Consider the following 16,356-nt stretch of genomic DNA (forward strand, 5'->3'; position numbering starts at 1 on the left):
AGAGAGTCCCCGTGTGGCCCCCCTCCCTGCCCCTCCCCCGCAAGGGGGGAGGGAACGGAGAGACGCTTCAAGCCCGCCGCGTCCAGCGGTCGGCGTTGACGGCGCCGTGCGGCGCTTCGCCCTTGATGATGGCCTCGACCTGCCGCACCGTCTCCAGCGACTGATATTCGATCGCCTGCGGCGTCAGGCCGCCGATATGCGGCGTGGCGATGACATCAGGCAGCTTTGCCAGCTCCGGCGTCGGCATCTGGTCGGGTGCACGGCCGACATCCATTGCCGCGCCGGCAATGCGGTTCTCCAGCAGCGCGCGTGCCAGCGCCGCCTCGTCGACGAGATTGCCGCGCGAGAGATTGATGAAGAATGCGTGCTTCTGCATGCGGGCCAGCGCCGTCTCGCCGATCAGCTTCTCGGTCTGCTCGTTGGCGATGGCGAGGCAGACGACGAAGTCCGATGCCGCGAGCAGCTCGTCGAGCGCGACGTGCCGGATCGCACTGTCGCTGACATCGGCGAAGGGATCGGCCACCAGCACCTGCATACGCAGCACTTTTGCGATCTCGGCGAGGTATCGCCCGATGCTGCCATAACCGATGATGCCGATGGTGCTGCCGGCCAGCTGGCGGCCCATCCGCGCCCCCGGCTTGCGGCCGGCGTGGTAGTCGGCCGTCGCTCGCGCCACGCCGCGCGACAAATCGACCATGAAGCCGACCGCGAGCTCGGCGACCGCCTGCACGAAGCCGGGACCGGCCCGTGTCACCAGCACGCCGGCTTGCGAGGCCGCCTCGACATCGACGTTCCTGATATCGACGGCACAGCGGACGAAGGCACGCAGGCCCGGCAATTGCGCAAAAATCTCGCCGCGACCTTCGGTCATGCGATCGGCGACGATGATGTCGGCGTCCTTGGCCGCACTGACGAGGCCCGCAGAATCGAGCACCTGGTCGCCTTCGTGCAGGACCACGTCGGCGACGGCGCGCAGGCCGTTCAGGCTGCGATCGCCATAGTAATTGCGGCGCATCTCCGGCGTATGGGCCAGCAGAACTTTCACGACAGCACTCCCTTAGTAGCCGAACGCGCGCGGCAAGGCGGTGCTCAGCCATGGCACGAAGGCGATGACGAGCAGGCAGAGGAACAACAGGCCGAGATAGCCGAGGATCGGCTTCACCGTCTGCTCGATCGGCACATTGCCGATCAGGCAGGCGCCGTAGAGCCCGAGCCCCAGCGGCGGCGCGAACAGGCCGACGCCCATTGCAATCACCAGCACCACGCCGAAATGCAGGGGATCGATGCCGAGCTGCACTGCCACCGGCAACAGCAGCGGGCCGAAGATGATCAGCGCGGCCGCGCCTTCCAGCACCGAGCCCATCACGATCAGCACGGCGATCGCGAGCAGGATGAACAGCCAAACACCCGACGTCTTGGACAGGCCCAGCATGAAATCGCCGACCGCATGCGGCACCTGCTGCAAGGTCAGCGTGAAGGCCAGCGACTGCGCGGCGGCGACGATGAACAGCACCAGCCCCGCACGCGTTGCCGCCTGCACGAAGCTGTGCGCGGCCGATCTGAAGCTGAGCTCGCGGAACACGACGCTGCCGACGACGAGCGCATAGGCCACGGCAAAGGCGGAGATCTCGGTCGCGGTGGCAAAGCCGCTCTTGAAGCCGAAGAAGATCATGAAGATCAGGCCGAAGGAGGCGATCGCGCCGCTCCACAGGCCTGACACAGGCACCTGCGGCTCGATCTGCTCGGCGTTGTCAGGCGTCTTGCCGAAGACGATGGAGAAGGCGATCAGCACCGCCGCCATCAGCGCCGCGGGCAGCAGGCCTGCCATGAACAGGCCGCCGATCGAGAGGTTTGCGACAAAGCCCAGGATGATCAGGTTGATGCAGGGTGGGATGGTCTCCGCCATCACCGCGGACGCCGCCAGCAAGGCGACCGCGCTGCCGGGATTTTGCTTGGAACGTCGCGCCGCCGGGATCAGCACGGAGCCGACGGCAGCGACGTCGGCCATCTTCGAGCCCGAGATGCCCGAGAACAGCACCATCGAGGCGACCATCACGACGTTCAGGCCGCCGCGCATGCGCCCGACCGCGCGCTGCAGCAGCTCGATCAGGCGCACCGACATGCCGTTGGCTTCCATGAGGTAGCCGACCAGGATGAAGAACGGGATCGCCAGCAGCACGAAATTATCGATGCCGCGCGCCATCTGCTGGGCGAAGATGACGCCGGGCAGCGCGCCCTCGACCCAGATGAAGATCAGAGCGGCCAGCGCCAGCGCGAAGCCGATCGGCAGGCCGCCGAACAGCGTGGCGAAGAAGCCGATCAGCATCAAGGTGCCCGCCGACGGCACCGAGGACGGCGACAGATAATTCCAGGCAAGATAAAGGCCGGTGACGACGGCGACCGCAACAAGCCCCCTGACAACATCGGGGAGCGGCCGCGCGCAGAGATGGTCGATCGCGAACACCGTCATGAACAGCGCGCCGATCCCCATCGGATAGAAGGTGAGTTCGAGTGGCAGGCCCGAGCCGGTGGTCTGGCCTGAGGTCAGCGAGCCCAGCTTGATGGCGTTGTAGGCGACATAGCCGGAGATCAGCACGACGAGCAGGCTGCTTGCCGCATCGACCAGCGTGCGCAGCCGCCCCGGCAACAGATCGCGGAAGAAGGACACGCCGACATTCTCGCCGCGCGCCAGCGCACTGGCCGCGCCGAAGAAGGCAGATCCAACCATCAATCCGCGCGCGACGTCATCGGACCATTCGACCGGCGCGTTGAAAAAGAAGCGCAGCAGCACCGAGCCGCAGACGACCGCGAGATCGGCGGCCAGCAAGATGGCCGCGATCGCGTCGCTGAGGCGAAGCAGCAGGGCGATGCTCCCTTGGCGGCCGCTTGGGAGCGATACGGCGTCTGCCATCACCATCTCAGGCTTGCGTCGAACGAATGATGTCGATGACGGGCTTGGACTCCGGCCGCGCCTTGATGAAGTTTTCGATCTGCGGCGCGACACGCTTCTTGAAGGCCTCGCGGTCGCATTCGGCCACCGTCACGCCCTTCTCCGTCAGGGCCGTCAGCGCCTCTTTCTCGACCGCAAGCCCATGGGCCCGCGTGTCGACCGCGGCCTTCTTGGCGGCGTCGAGGAAGCCCTCGCGCAGCTTCGGATCCATGCGGTTGAACGTCATGTCGCTGAAATAGACCGCGAGCGGCGAGAAATTGTGCTGCGTCAGCGCATAGAATTTTGCTGTTTCGAAGAACTTGCTGGCGAGGATGGTCGGAGGATCGTGCTCGAGACCGTCGAGCACGCCGGCCTGCAGCGCCGTGTAGATCTCGCCGAACGCCAGCGGCGTCGCGGCGGCGCCCATCAGCCGCAGGCATTCGGTGATGACGGGATTGGGCAGCGTGCGGATCTTGAGGCCGGCGAGATCCTCAGGCGTCTTCACCGGCTTCTTGGCGAGCACGCTGCGCGAGCCGAAATTATAGGCCCAGGCGATGATACGGATGTTGCTGCCCTTGAGCAGCGCGTCCTCGATCGGCTTGGCGGCGCCGGCATCGAACGCCTTGGTCTGCTGCGGGAAGCTCGAGAACAGGAAGCCGAGATCGTAGGTCCCGACCAGCGGCACCAGATTGGCCGAGATCGACGAGCCCGAGATCATGAGGTCGATGACGCCGAGCTTCACCGAATTGATGACGTCGATCTCCTGACCGAGCTGGTTGTCTGGGAAGAAGGCGACCTCGACCTGCTCGCCGATGCCGTTGGCCTTAATCTGCTTCACGAGGTTGTCGTAATAGACGCGGCCGTTGGCGAATTTGGGGTCGTTCGGCAGCGAGGAGGAGCATTTCAGCTTCAGCGTCGCAGCTTCTGCGCGGCCGATGATGGCGGGAGAGAGCACAAGGCCGGCGGTCAGCGCCGTCGACGACTTGATGAACGTGCGACGGCTGACGGGCACAAGGGTCATGGTGTTTCTCCCCAATATTTTTTGTTTGCCGGCCGCGGTCGTTGCCACGGCCTGTTGCGCGGAGAGTAGGGCCAAAGCGACGGAGCAGGCAAGGCTTGCCGCGAAGTGCGATGCGCGCGCGAGCGGCAGGCGCTCAGGCGCGAATTGCCGAGGAATGCCTATATCTGCCGATGTTTTCGATCATGCCGCAACGCGGCCGAACGACGTCCATGCAAGATTGCCGCAGATCGATCCAATTCAGGTATGGATCAATGCCGAACGCAGATCGATGGCACGCAGCAAAAAGCTGCGGGACCGGGATCCCGCAGCTCTGTCATTTTCCGCGATCGATGAGATCAGCGCGACGGGGCGACGCTCAGCTGTCCGTTCGCCGCCTCGACATCACGCGAGGGCCGCAGCGCGAAGGCACCGTCGCCAAGCAGCGCCTGCGCAGCCAGCGCAATCGCCCAGAAGGCGGGAAATTCCCAGCCGCCCTTCGGGTTGGTGAAGAAGAAACCGGCCGCACCGTGCACGGTGAAGATCGCACCAAGCAGGACGGGAATGCCTGCCAGCGCCGCATAACGGGTCCAGACGCCGAGGATCAGGGTGATGCCGCTCAGCACTTCCACTGTCATGACGATGTAGGCGAGTTCCGGCGGGAAGCCGAGGCTGCCGAAGAACTTTGCGGTGCCGGCGGGGGTGAAAACGAACAATTTCAGGCTGGCATGGGCCAGGAACAGCGCGCCCAGGGTCACACGCAGCACCAGCGCGGCGTAGGGGGCGGTACGGGAATCGATCATGGCGGTCTCCATTGTTGGGCGATCTATGATCTATTCTCAGAACAATGATAATCTGCTATTTTAGAAATATACTTCACACCACTAGAGTGAAATAGATGCTCGACCGCCTGACCAGCCTGGAAGTCTTCGCCAAGGTCGCGGCGAACGGCAGCCTGTCAGGCGCGGCCCGGGCGATGGGCCTGTCGCAGACCATGGTGACCAAGCATGTCGCCTCGCTGGAGGCGCGGCTCGGCATCAAGCTGTTTCACCGCACCACGCGGCGGCTGTCGATCACCGAGGCCGGCCGGCTCTATCTGGAATCCTCCGAACGAATCCTCGCCGACATGGAGACGGCCGACGCCGCGGTCGCGCGCGAGCGCGTCGAGCCGCGCGGCTCGCTGCGGGTCAATGTGCCCGTCGTGTTCGGCACACGCCAGATCGCACCGCTGATTGCCGACTTCTCGGAGCGTCACCCCGAGGTGACGATCGAGCTCGGCCTCAACGATCGCCTGGTCGATCTCGCCGAGGAAGGCTGGGACCTCGCGATCCGGATCGGCACATTGCGCGACTCCAGCATGGTGGCGCGCAAGCTCGCGCCGAACCGCCTGGTGGTCTGCGCGGCCCCTTCCTATCTCGCCAAGCACGGCACGCCGCGCAGCGTCGCCGATCTCGCCGGGCATAATTGCCTCGGCTACACGCTGTCGCAGCAGGCAAGCGCCGCCGAATGGCTGTTCGGCGCGGAGGGCGAGATCCGCGTCCAGGTCTCCGGCAATCTGCGCGCCAACAATGGCGATGCGCTGCGCGCGGCGACGCTGGCCGGCCTTGGTCTTGCGCGGCAGCCGACCTTCATCGTCGCCGACGATTTGCGCGCCGGCACGCTGGTCGCGCTTCCGCTCGACCAGCCGGAGGTGCAGTCATCTGCCGTGCATGCAGTCTACCTGCCCGACCGTCGTCCGCCGGCAAAGGTGCGCGCCTTCATCGATTTCCTCGCCGCGCGCTTTGCGCCGGAGCCGCCGTGGGACCACGGCCTGTTCTGACGCTGCACGGCGCAACACGTCGGCTCCGGCAGACGCCTGCCCAATCGCGGCTCGTTGCAACGTGAGCTAGCGCACAGACGGAGCAATGGCGGACGATTAGAAAAGGTGACATCCTTGCACCCATTGCCAGTGGAGGTGACCTCATGCGCCGTCCAGTCCTTTGCAATTTGATCCTTGCCTCCGGTCTCCTTGCGCTTACCCAGTTGATGACGCCGACGGATGCTGCGGCCGAAGCCCGGCTTGCATTGGTGATCGGCCAGTCCGCCTATCGCACGGTGCCGGAGCTGCCCAACGCTGCCAATGATGCCAAGGGGATGGCCGAGCTGCTGGGCAACGCCGGCTTCACCGTCACGGCAGCCCCGAACCTCGCGCAGAACGAGATGCGCCAGGCGATCTCGGATTTCGCCGGCAAAGTCGGCGCCGCCGGCGCCGACACCGTAGCGCTGGTGTTCTATGCCGGTCACGGCCTGCAGATCGACGGCGAGAACTACCTCGTGCCCGTCGATCTCGACCCCAAGCGCGAGGCGGACATTCCGCTGCAGGGCGTGCGGCTAAACGACCTGCTCAACACGCTCGGCGCGCTGCCGACGCGGGCCCGCATCTTCATGCTCGATGCCTGCCGCAACAACCCGTTCCCTGCGCTCTCGGGTGCCGGCCACGGGCTCGCGATCGTCGACACCAAGGCCGGCGCACCCGGCTCGTTCATTTCGTACTCGACCTCGCCCGGCGCCGAGGCCGAGGACGGCAATGGCATCGACAGTCCCTACACCACGGCGGCCCTGACCGTCGCCAAGCAGCCGAACATTCCGATCGAGGAAGTGTTCAAGCGCATCCGCATCGCGGTGGCGCAGTCGACCGACGGGCGCCAGATTCCCTGGGAAAGCTCGTCGCTGACGACCGACTTCAAGTTCTTCGGCGAGAGCAGCGGCCAGCCGCCTGCGCCGGGCGCAAATTCGATGGCGCTCGCCAGCGCCTCGCGCAGCGTCGCTGACTGGCGCAAGGATTTGCAGGGTAAGGATGCCAAGGTCGCCTATGATCTCGTGATCGCCGACGACACGGTGGAAGCCTATCAGGCCTATATCGAACTGTACGCGCAGGATGTCCGCACGCCGCGCTTGCGCACCGTCATGGAGCGCCGACGTCAGATGCTGGCGTGGGACCGCGCGGTGGCGATCAACACCCGTGCGTCCTATGAGACTTATCTCGCGAACTGGGACAACAGCGATCTCGCCGCAACCGCGCGGCGGCTGCTGCTGCGCGTGCAGAACCGCAACTATGCCTTACCGGTTGCCGCCGCTGCGGTCCCGGTCGCCGTCGCGATGGCGCCGACCTGCCCGTGCTCGGCACCGCCCCCGCCGGCATCGACGCCGATCAACCCGACGGTGGCGCCCATCATCAAGAGGCGCGTCGACGACACGCCGCCGCCGTCAAAGCGCAAGGTCGTCGACACACCGCCGAAGCGTAAGCCGCCGACGGATGAAGTCGTCGAGCGCGCGCCACCTCAACAAGGCCCGCCGCCCGCCGCCATCATGCAAGGCATCGGCATCGGTGTCGGGATTGGCATGGGAATGGGCATGGGTGGCCGCGGTGGCGGCGAGATGGGACACGGCGACTACGGTCGCAGCAACAGATACTGAGGCTATTGATCGCGAAGCGGAGGGCAAACTCGCCCTCCGTCATTGCGGAGAGGTCGTGGCCTGCCCCCCTTCCGGAAATGCTGTAGTCTGACCGGCAGACTCAGGCCTTTCCGGGGACACAGCATCGATGCCGCAAGACGCAGACGCCAAAAGCTCATGGCCGCTCTTTCGATCGCTCGCGTCCTATGCTTTGCCCGGCGATCTCATGGCGGGACTGACGCTCGCGGCGATCGCCATCCCCGAGCAGATGGCGACCGCGCGGCTCGGCGGCTTTGCGCCGCAGATCGGCTTTTTCGCCTTCATGGCGGGCTCGCTCGGATTTGCGCTGCTCGGCGGCAATCGCTTCCTGTCCTGCGGCGCCGATTCCACGATCACGCCGATTTTTGCCGGCGGGCTCGCAGCGCTCGCCACGACAGGTTCACCTGAATATCAGGGCCTTGCCATCGCGCTGGCCTTGATGGTCGGCGCGATGATGCTCGCAGGCGGCGCGTTCCGGCTCGGCGGCATCGCCAATCTCTTGTCGATGCCTGTCATGGTCGGCTTCCTCGCCGGCATCTCCGTCCACATCATCGTGTCGCAATTGCCTGGCGTGCTCGGACTGGACTCGCCTGGTGGTCCGACGCTCGACCGCATCGGTGTGCTCGCGAGCGAGGTCGGGCGCACCAATCCCATCACGTTCTGCATCGGCCTCGGCGTGCTCGCCGTGGTCTTCATCTGCGAGAACGTCAGCGCGAAAATTCCCGGCGCGCTGATCGGCCTCGTCGGCGCGACGCTGGCCACCGTCGCGCTCGGTCTCGAGAGCAAGGGCGTCAACGTGGTCGGCACAGTGCCGGGCACGCTGCCACGACCGACCTTGCCCGACCTCGCACCCGAACTGTGGGTGCGTCTCGTGCCGCTCGCCTTCGTCATCACGGTTGTTGTGATGGTGCAGACGGCGGCGACGACGCGGTCGTTTCCGTCGGATCCCGATAAGCCCGCCGATGTTGATCGCGACTTTCTTGGCGCAGGCGCCGGCAGCGTGCTGTCAGGCCTGTTCGGCGCGTTTCCGGTCAATGCCAGCCCGCCGCGCACCGGCATCGTCGCCGAAACCGGCGGACAATCGCAGCTCGCAGGCCTTGCCGCGGCGGCGATCGTGCTGGCGCTGCTCGCATTCGGCACCGGATTGTTGCGACACGTTCCGGACGCTGCGCTTGGCGGCATCCTGCTGTTTGTGGCGCTGCGGATCATCCGCGTGCAACAGATCGTGACGATCTATCGCCAGTCGTTCAGCGAGTTCCTGCTGATCGTCGCCACCGCCGCGCTGATCATCGTGCTGCCGATCCAGCAGGGCGCCTTTCTCGGCATCGTGCTGTCGCTTCTGCACGGCATCTGGAGCACGACGCGCGCGAGACTCGTCGAGTTCGAGCGCGTGCCGGGCACCACGATCTGGTGGCCGGCGCATCCGCATATCGCCGGCGAGCGTGTCGCGGGCGTCGCCGTGATCGGGCTCCAGGCGCCGCTGTCCTTTCTCAACGCGCCGGGCTTCCGCAGCGACGTGGCGAAAGTTCTCACGACAGCCGCGCCGCAATTGCTGGTGCTGGAGGCGAGCGGCATGGTCGAGATCGACTTCACTGCCGCCCAGATCCTGCTCGACGTTTTCAAGGCGTGCAATGCGCAAGGCGTCACGGTCGCGCTGGCACGGCTGGAATCGCTGCGCGCGCAGGACGCTTTCGAGCGGTTCAGATTGTTCGACGTCCTGCCGAAGGAGCACGTCTTCCACAGCGTGGACGAGGCCGTGCACAGACTGGCGAAGTAGAAGACCGATCGTGCCGCGGGCTGCCAACCTCTCCCGCTTGCGGGAGAGATCGCGCCCAACGGGTCGCGCGACAGGCTCCGGCGCGGGTGAGGGCTTTCTCCTCTAGGGATTGTCCCGTTGAGGAGAGACCCTCTCCCCAGCCCTCTCAGCGCGAGCGAAGCTCGTCGCGCCCCGCAAGCGGGGAGAGAGCGTACCTTCGATGCCGCAACACCTACTGCACCAAGGCCGGATGATCCCGCTGCGCCACCTCGCGGATCCAGCTGGTGTGGATCGCGCGGAACAGGATCCGCGCCGTCTTGAGGTCGTTCGCCGTCATGCAGAGATTGACGATGCGATGCACGGCGTCGTCGCGCATCAGGCCGTCGGAGATCTTCATCGCGATCTCCATCGCGACCTTCGCCGCGCGCTCATAGCGCGCGCTGTCGCCCTTGTCGCTACGGGCACATCCTGCGGCGCTCTGGGCCGCAGCGTCGCAGATGGCGCGGATGCGCGCGGCAGCTTCGATGTCGCCGAGCGGCGTTTCGATCGCTTCGTCCCAGATGTCCGCCCGCTTCTGCCTCGCGAACCACTTCATCGCCCCACCGTCGATTGACCGCGCTTCAGGCTCACCCAGCATAGAGAGCCCAACCGAGATCGGCGAGATGATTTTTACATCACCGTTTCTCGCGCGACGCGTTCAGGACGTCCGACGCGGTCCGATGGCCTCGAACTGCGCCTTCTGCTCGTCACTGAGCGTGCCGTAGAAATCCTCCAGCGCGGCGCGAACCGACTTGACGCCGTCAAGCATGACATCGAGCCGCTTGCGGACCGCTGCCATTCGCGCCGGCGGCGTCATCACGTCGGCCGGCTGGCACGCCGCCTTCAGCGATGCGCTGGCCCTGGCGCTCGTGTCCTGGAGCACTTGCAGCGCGGCGCGCTGAGTGTCGCTCGGACGAAGCCTCGCCTCGATGTCGGCAGTGGGCCAATCGAGCGCGGCGGGCGCACCGCAATTCTGGATCAGCGACGTCCCGGCGCTGCCGGAATCCGTCGCGCGCCGCTGGTTTTCGGCGAGCGCGTTGAAGCGCAGCTTCTGTTCGTCGGTCAGCGAGCCGTAGAATTTATCGAGCGCGGGCTGCACGAGATCGATGGCCTTCTCCATCGCCTCGATGCGCTGCTGCATCGCCGCCAGCCTGCCGGGCGCCGTCGCCGCGACCTGCGTCGGACAGGAGGCGCGGATGATGCCGGCCGCTTCGATCGAGGCATTGCCGAGCTCGTCGAGGCTTGCACCTTGCGCTTCGGTCGGCTGTACCGCGGCGGCAATCTGGTCGATCGGCAGACCGACGATCTCGCGGCGATCGCTGCCGCAAAGCTGATCCAGCGCCACGCCGCGCGCTTGCCGGCGACCCTGCGGCCGCGACGGCAGATAGGCTGACAAACCGTCATAGCCATAGGGCGCGAACAGGCCGGCATAGATGTCCTGAAAGCCGTAGCCCCAGAAACCGAGACCGTCGCCCCAGATCGTGTAGTCGTAGACATCGTTGTAGGCGAACGGCCAGAACAGCGGTCCGACCCAGCCGTAACCGCCTCCTGGATGTTGCCACCATCCGCTGCTTGCACCATGCCAGCCGGCAAGCGCCGCCGCCGCTGCGAGCTGGGCGCGCGCCGCGGGGTTGCTGATCAACCGACCGTTGCGGAAAGCGCTGGAATGCAGATTGAACGCATTGCGGAAATGCGCCGGGCCGACAGCCGCATTGCGAATCTGACCGAAGTTCGGACCGCCATGTCGCGCGCCCGCCGCAAAGCGAGGTCCGCCATGATGCCCGCCACCATGCGCGTGCCCACCACCATGACCACCACCATGATGACCACCACCATGTCCGCCGCCATGAAAATGGCCACCGCCGTGCCCGCCGCCGTGCCCGCCGCCGTGACCACCACCGCCATGGCCGCCACCGTGTCCGCCTTTACCCAGAGCCGCGCCCGCCAGCACGCAGGCAAGCGCCGCAGCGGCTACTCCAATGACCGGTCGCAACATCGCATCCTCCCGAGAGAAGCCGCGCCATGGAGGCATCGGAAATTGTTCGGCAGATGGAACCGGCATGGCCGCGGAAAGTTCCGCGACCACGACAGGCTAGGCCTCCGGCACGATCTTGCCGGGATTGAAGATGTTTTGCGGATCGAGTGCCTTTTTCAGCGCGCGCATCGCATCGAGCGCTTCAGGGCCGAGCTCGGCCTTGAGGTATTTCTGCTTGCCCTGCCCGATGCCATGCTCGCCGGTGCAGGTTCCGTCCATTGCCTGGGCGCGCTCGACCAGGCGATGCATGAACTCCTCGCCGCGCGCCATCTCCTCGGCGTCGTTGGTGTCGCAGACCAGCGAGCAGTGGAAATTGCCGTCGCCGACATGGCCGACGATGGGCGACAGCAAATTGAGACGCTTGAGATCTTCCTCGGTCTCGCTAACGCAATCGGCAAGCCGCGAGATCGGCACGCAGACATCGGTTGCGACCACGCCGATGCTGTCGCCGGGGCGCAGCGCCTTGACGGACCAATAGGCATCGTGGCGCGCCTGCCAAAGTTTCGTGCGATCCTCCGGCTTGGTGGTCCAGGAGAAATCGCCGCCGCCGCAGTCTTTCGCGATCTCGCCGAACGCCTTGGACTGTTCGGCGACCTCGATCTCGCTGCCGTGGAATTCCATCAAGAGCAGCGGCGTCTCCGGCAGCGTCAGCTTCGAATAGGCGTTGCAGGCCTTGACCTGCGCGGCATTGAGCAGCTCGATGCGCGCCACCGGAATGCCGGTCTGGATCGCCAGGATCACGGCCTGACACGCCCCGTGCACTGACACGAACGAGACCGCGCCGGCCGCAATCGTCTCGGGGATGCCGCGCAGGCGAATGGTCAGCTCCGAGATGATGCCGAGCGTGCCTTCGGCACCGACGAACAGATGCGTCAGGTCGTAGCCGGCGGACGATTTCTTGGCGCGCGTCCCTGTGGTGATGATCTCGCCGTCGCCGCGCACCACCTTCAGCGCCAGCACGCTGTCGCGCATGGTGCCGTAGCGCACGGCGTTGGTGCCTGAGGCACGCGTCGAAGCCATGCCGCCGAGCGAGGCATCGGCGCCGGGATCGATCGGGAAGAACAGGCCCTGGTCACGCAGATGCTCGTTGAGCGCCTTTCGGGTGACGCCGGGCTGGATCACGCAGTCGAGATCCTCCGCGTGCACCGCGAGCACCTTGTTCATGTCGCGCAAATCGATCGAGATGCCGCCGGCGGGCGCGTTGACCTGGCCCTCGAGCGAGGTGCCGGTGCCGAAGGGAATGACCGGCACGCCGTTCCTTGCGCAGATCCGCACCACGTCCTGGATGTCGGCGGTTTCCTGCGCCATCACCACGCCGTCGGGGGGCTGGTTGACGATCCATGTGGTGGTGTGGCCGTGCTGCTCGCGGACGGCCTGCGAGGTGATGAGGCGGTTGCCGAAGCGTGCAGCAAGCTGCTCCAGCGCGCTCGCGAGGGCTTTCGGCTCCGGCCGCGGCGGATTATTGGTGATGGTCGTACCCACGGATCGTCCTCCCGACAGAACAAACCGTGGCAAAGGACATCTGACCGGTCAAGTCAAGCGACCGGACGCATAGCCAGGGAATGAGACATGCCGGAGAGTGCCGCTTCGAAACCCGCCGAGCCGTTCAGAAGCTCGATCATGCAGATCGAGCCGCAATGGATCGACTATAACGGCCATCTCAACATGGCCTATTACAACGTGATGTTCGACCGGGCGATCGACGAGTTCTGGCTCGAGCTCGGGATCGGTCCGGTCTACAAGAACGAGCGCCACGGCTCGACCTTCACCGCCGAATGCCATGTGCGCTATTTGCGCGAGATCCATCTCGGCGATCCCGTGCAGATCCTGGTGTGGCTGCTGGCCGCCGACGACAAGCGGCTACATACGTTCGAGGAGATGAGGCATGGGACGGAGGGCTGGCTGTCGGCCACCTCCGAAAACATGTCGCTGCACATGGACATGAAGGCGCGGCGCGTTGCGCCGTTTCCGCCCGACATCCAGCAGCGCATCGCAGGCATTGCCAGGACCCATAGCGCCCTGACGCAGCCCGAGGGCATCGGCCGCAGCGTGGCGATGCCAGTCAAACGTTGATGTCCGGCGCTTGCCTCACCTCTCCCTACGGGAGAGGTGAAGAGAGCGCTAGATCCTGCGGCCGCGGGCCAATCCGACCACGGCCGAGACCAGGAACAGGACGACCGCGATGAAGAAGATGATCTTGGCGATCTCGATCGAGGCGCCGGCGATGCCGCCGAAGCCCAGGATGCCGGCGATCAGTGCGATAACCAGAAACGTTACAACCCAGCCTAGCATGGTCAAACCCTCGTCTTGATGTCTGTCGGCGATCGGCGCGGCTGCCCGCGCCACCTATCCAGACAATCTCGACGCGGGAACGATGGTTCCGGCACGCATAACGGCGAAATTCGCACCTCGCGCTGGAACAAATCGGGCCGCCGTGCACGTGGAAAACCTCTCCCCGCCGCCCCATATAGGCGCTAATCCCTGTTAAGAAGGCTCCCTCCCGTCACCCCGCGGTGCCATCGTGGGGCCAAATGATTCGCATGACCGAGCCGAGCAAGATCACAGGCGTACCCGACCACCAGCCCGCAGCCGGCGGCATCGCCGCGCGTGCGCGCGCCTCGGTCGGCCCGAAATACCTCACCGGGCTCAATCCGGAGCAGCGCGAAGCTGTCGAGACGCTGGACGGCCCGGTCCTGGTGCTGGCCGGCGCCGGCACCGGCAAGACGCGCGTGCTGACCACGCGCATCGCCCATATCCTGAGCCAGGGCCGCGCCCGCCCCGCCGAGATCCTGTCGGTGACCTTCACCAACAAGGCCGCGCGCGAGATGAAGCACCGGCTCGGCCAGATGCTCGGCCATGCCGTCGAAGGCATGCCGTGGCTCGGCACCTTCCACTCCATCGGCGGCCGCATCCTGCGCTTCCATGCCGAGCTGGCGCAGCTCAAGTCGAACTTCACCGTGCTCGATGTCGACGACCAGGTGCGGCTGCTCAAGCAACTGCTGCAGGCCGAGAATATCGACGACAAGCGCTGGCCGGCGCGGATGCTGGCCGGGCTGATCGACGGCTGGAAGAACCGCGGCCTGATGCCGTCGCAGGTGCCCTCGGGCGAGGCCGCAATGTTCGCCAACGGCAAGGGCGGCAAGCTCTATACGAGCTACCAGGAGCGGCTGAAGATCCTGAACGCCGCCGATTTCGGCGACCTGCTGCTGGAAAACATCCGCATCTTCCGCGAGCACCCGGATATCCTGCGGCAGTATCAGCAGCGCTTCAAATTCATCCTGGTCGACGAGTATCAGGACACCAACGTCGCGCAATATCTGTGGCTGCGGCTGCTGTCGCAGGCGCCGTCATCCAACTCGTCATTGCCGGGCTTGACCCGGCAATCCATCGATTCTTTGCAGGATGGATCACCGGGTCTCGACGCTTCGCGTCGGCCCGGTGATGACGACAATGATGATGTTGCGCTGCCCGCTGCGAACGAAAAGTCCCACGTCAAAAACATCTGCTGCGTCGGCGACGACGACCAGTCGATCTATGGCTGGCGCGGCGCCGAGGTCGACAACATCCTGCGCTTCGAGCACGATTTTCCGGGCGCAAAAGTCATTCGCCTCGAGCGCAATTACCGTTCGACCGGCCACATCCTCGCCGCCGCCTCGCATCTGATCGCGCACAATGAAGGCCGGCTCGGCAAGACGCTGCGCACCGAGGACGTCGAGGGCGAGAAGGTCACGGTGACGGGCTCGTGGGATTCCGAAGAGGAGGCCCGCGGCATCGGCGAGGAGATCGAGCAGCTGCAGCGTCAGGGCGAGAAGCTCAACGAGATCGCGATCCTCGTGCGCGCCTCCTACCAGATGCGCGAATTCGAAGACCGCTTCGTCACGCTCGGCCTGCCCTACCGCGTCATCGGCGGCCCGCGCTTCTACGAGCGTGCCGAGATCCGCGATGCGCTGGCGTACTTGCGCGTGATCAATTCGCCGGCCGACGATCTCGCCTTCGAGCGCATCGTCAACGTGCCCAAGCGCGGCCTTGGCGATGCCACCATCCAGTTGCTGCACGATCACGCCCGCAAGCGGCGGATTCCGCTGTTCGAAGCGGCGCGCGCCGTGGTCGAAACCGACGAGCTGAAGCCGAAGGCGCGCGGATCCTTGCGCGACGTCGTCGCCCAGTTCGATCGCTGGCGCGTCCAGCGCGAGGTCACCGCCCATACGGACCTCGCCCAGATCGTGCTCGACGAGAGCGGCTACACCGAGATGTGGCAAAAGGACCGTTCGGCCGATGCCGCGGGCCGGCTGGAGAACCTCAAAGAGCTGGTGCGCTCGATGGAGGAATTCGAGAACCTGCAAGGCTTCCTCGAGCACATCTCGCTGGTGATGGACCGCGAGGGCGACGCCGAGGACGACGCGGTGTCGCTGATGACGTTGCACTCGGCCAAGGGTCTCGAATTCGACAATGTGTTCCTGCCCGGCTGGGAAGAAGGCCTGTTCCCGAGCCAGCGCACGCTGGACGAACAGGGCCGCGCGGGGCTCGAGGAAGAGCGCCGGCTCGGCCATGTCGGCCTGACCCGTGCCCGCCGCCGAGCCATGATCTATTTCGCGACCAACCGGCGCATCCATGGCACCTGGTCCACCACGATCCCGTCGCGCTTCCTCGACGAACTGCCGGCGGCCAATGTCGAGATCACGGAATCCAAGGGCGGCTCGGCCTGGGGCGGCACCGGCGGCTACGGCGCGTCGCGCTTCGACGACATGGAAGCCTTTGGCTCGACCTATTCGACGCCGGGCTGGCAGCGCGCTCAGGCCAATCGCAACCGCGGTGGCGGCCGCAATGGCGGCGGCAGAAGCGGCGGCCTCGAGGAAGAAGCCGCAACGTTCTCCTCGCCGTCGTCTTCGGGTCCCGATTTCGGCAGCTTCTCCTCGCGCCGCCGCGGTCCCCTGACGATCGAAGGCGAGCTGGTCGCGAAATCCACCGGCACGACCTCGGAATTTTCACTCTCCGACCGCGTCTTCCACCAGAAATTCGGCTACGGCCGCGTCACCAAGATCGACGGCAACAAGCTCACCATCGCCTTCGACAAGGCCGGCGAGAAGAAGGTCGTGGACAGCTTTGTGCAGCGGGCGTGAGGCGGG

General features: G+C 65.7%; 14 protein-coding genes. 5 read left to right on the forward strand and 9 right to left on the reverse strand.

Annotated elements, in window-relative coordinates; translation table 11 throughout:
• Positions 1–67 precede the first annotated feature (67 nt).
• The 4 genes from HYH07_RS31570 to HYH07_RS31585 all read right to left on the reverse strand — a co-directional run bounded on the left by HYH07_RS31570 (position 68) and on the right by HYH07_RS31585 (position 4,729).
• Positions 68–1,045: an NAD(P)-dependent oxidoreductase gene (locus tag HYH07_RS31570; protein WP_220006124.1), complete on the reverse strand. Its 978-nt coding sequence runs from the start codon at positions 1,043–1,045 to the stop codon at positions 68–70.
• A gap of 12 nt (positions 1,046–1,057) precedes the next feature.
• Positions 1,058–2,911, reverse strand: a complete 1,854-nt coding sequence (locus HYH07_RS31575) for a TRAP transporter large permease subunit (protein WP_409363923.1) — start codon at positions 2,909–2,911, stop codon at positions 1,058–1,060.
• Between the two features lie 7 nt (positions 2,912–2,918).
• Positions 2,919–3,950 (reverse strand): TRAP transporter substrate-binding protein, encoded by a 1,032-nt coding sequence (locus HYH07_RS31580; protein WP_220006126.1) that lies wholly within the window; start codon positions 3,948–3,950, stop codon positions 2,919–2,921.
• A gap of 335 nt (positions 3,951–4,285) precedes the next feature.
• Positions 4,286–4,729, reverse strand: a complete 444-nt coding sequence (locus tag HYH07_RS31585; RefSeq protein ID WP_220006127.1) for a DoxX family protein — start codon at positions 4,727–4,729, stop codon at positions 4,286–4,288.
• Between the two features lie 95 nt (positions 4,730–4,824).
• Between HYH07_RS31585 and HYH07_RS31590 the strand changes: the two genes are divergently transcribed.
• From HYH07_RS31590 to HYH07_RS31600, 3 genes are all read left to right on the forward strand, one after another.
• Positions 4,825–5,745, forward strand: coding sequence for a LysR family transcriptional regulator (locus HYH07_RS31590; protein WP_220006128.1), 921 nt, complete (start codon positions 4,825–4,827; stop codon positions 5,743–5,745).
• A gap of 143 nt (positions 5,746–5,888) precedes the next feature.
• A complete protein-coding gene (locus tag HYH07_RS31595; protein WP_220006129.1) occupies positions 5,889–7,382 on the forward strand; it encodes a caspase family protein in 1,494 nt (497 codons plus the stop codon).
• Positions 7,383–7,509: 127 nt separating this feature from the next.
• Positions 7,510–9,177 carry a SulP family inorganic anion transporter gene (locus HYH07_RS31600; protein ID WP_220006130.1) on the forward strand — a complete coding sequence of 556 codons (1,668 nt, stop codon included), beginning with the start codon at positions 7,510–7,512 and terminating at the stop codon, positions 9,175–9,177.
• A 211-nt stretch (positions 9,178–9,388) separates the two neighbouring features.
• Here HYH07_RS31600 and HYH07_RS31605 read toward each other — a convergent pair whose 3' ends face one another.
• From HYH07_RS31605 to HYH07_RS31615, 4 genes are all read right to left on the reverse strand, one after another.
• A complete protein-coding gene (locus HYH07_RS31605; protein WP_220006131.1) occupies positions 9,389–9,751 on the reverse strand; it encodes a hypothetical protein in 363 nt (120 codons plus the stop codon).
• 102 nt (positions 9,752–9,853) lie between these two features.
• Positions 9,854–10,837 carry a Spy/CpxP family protein refolding chaperone gene (locus HYH07_RS31610; RefSeq protein WP_228749879.1) on the reverse strand — a complete coding sequence of 328 codons (984 nt, stop codon included), beginning with the start codon at positions 10,835–10,837 and terminating at the stop codon, positions 9,854–9,856.
• Positions 10,834–11,100, reverse strand: coding sequence for a hypothetical protein (locus HYH07_RS36455; RefSeq protein ID WP_228749880.1), 267 nt, complete (start codon positions 11,098–11,100; stop codon positions 10,834–10,836). Before HYH07_RS36455 ends, HYH07_RS31610 begins: the two co-directional genes overlap by 4 nt.
• Before the next feature lie 187 nt (positions 11,101–11,287).
• A complete protein-coding gene (locus HYH07_RS31615; RefSeq protein ID WP_220006133.1) occupies positions 11,288–12,712 on the reverse strand; it encodes an FAD-binding oxidoreductase in 1,425 nt (474 codons plus the stop codon).
• Positions 12,713–12,799: 87 nt separating this feature from the next.
• Here HYH07_RS31615 and HYH07_RS31620 point away from each other — a divergent pair, with 87 nt between their 5' ends.
• A complete protein-coding gene (locus HYH07_RS31620; protein ID WP_220006134.1) occupies positions 12,800–13,303 on the forward strand; it encodes a thioesterase family protein in 504 nt (167 codons plus the stop codon).
• A gap of 48 nt (positions 13,304–13,351) precedes the next feature.
• Here the strand turns inward: HYH07_RS31620 and HYH07_RS31625 are convergent, their stop codons facing one another.
• The gene (locus HYH07_RS31625; RefSeq protein WP_014493008.1) at positions 13,352–13,522 is read right to left on the reverse strand and encodes a DUF1328 domain-containing protein; all 171 of its coding nucleotides are present in this window, start codon (positions 13,520–13,522) and stop codon (positions 13,352–13,354) included.
• A gap of 239 nt (positions 13,523–13,761) precedes the next feature.
• On the opposite strand from HYH07_RS31625, the gene HYH07_RS31630 reads away from it, so the two are divergent.
• Positions 13,762–16,350: an ATP-dependent helicase gene (locus tag HYH07_RS31630; protein ID WP_220006135.1), complete on the forward strand. Its 2,589-nt coding sequence runs from the start codon at positions 13,762–13,764 to the stop codon at positions 16,348–16,350.
• Positions 16,351–16,356 lie beyond the last annotated feature (6 nt).

Origin of the sequence: Bradyrhizobium sp. BR 10261 (assembly GCF_019455395.1) — a bacterium.
Taxonomy (GTDB): domain Bacteria; phylum Pseudomonadota; class Alphaproteobacteria; order Rhizobiales; family Xanthobacteraceae; genus Bradyrhizobium; species Bradyrhizobium manausense.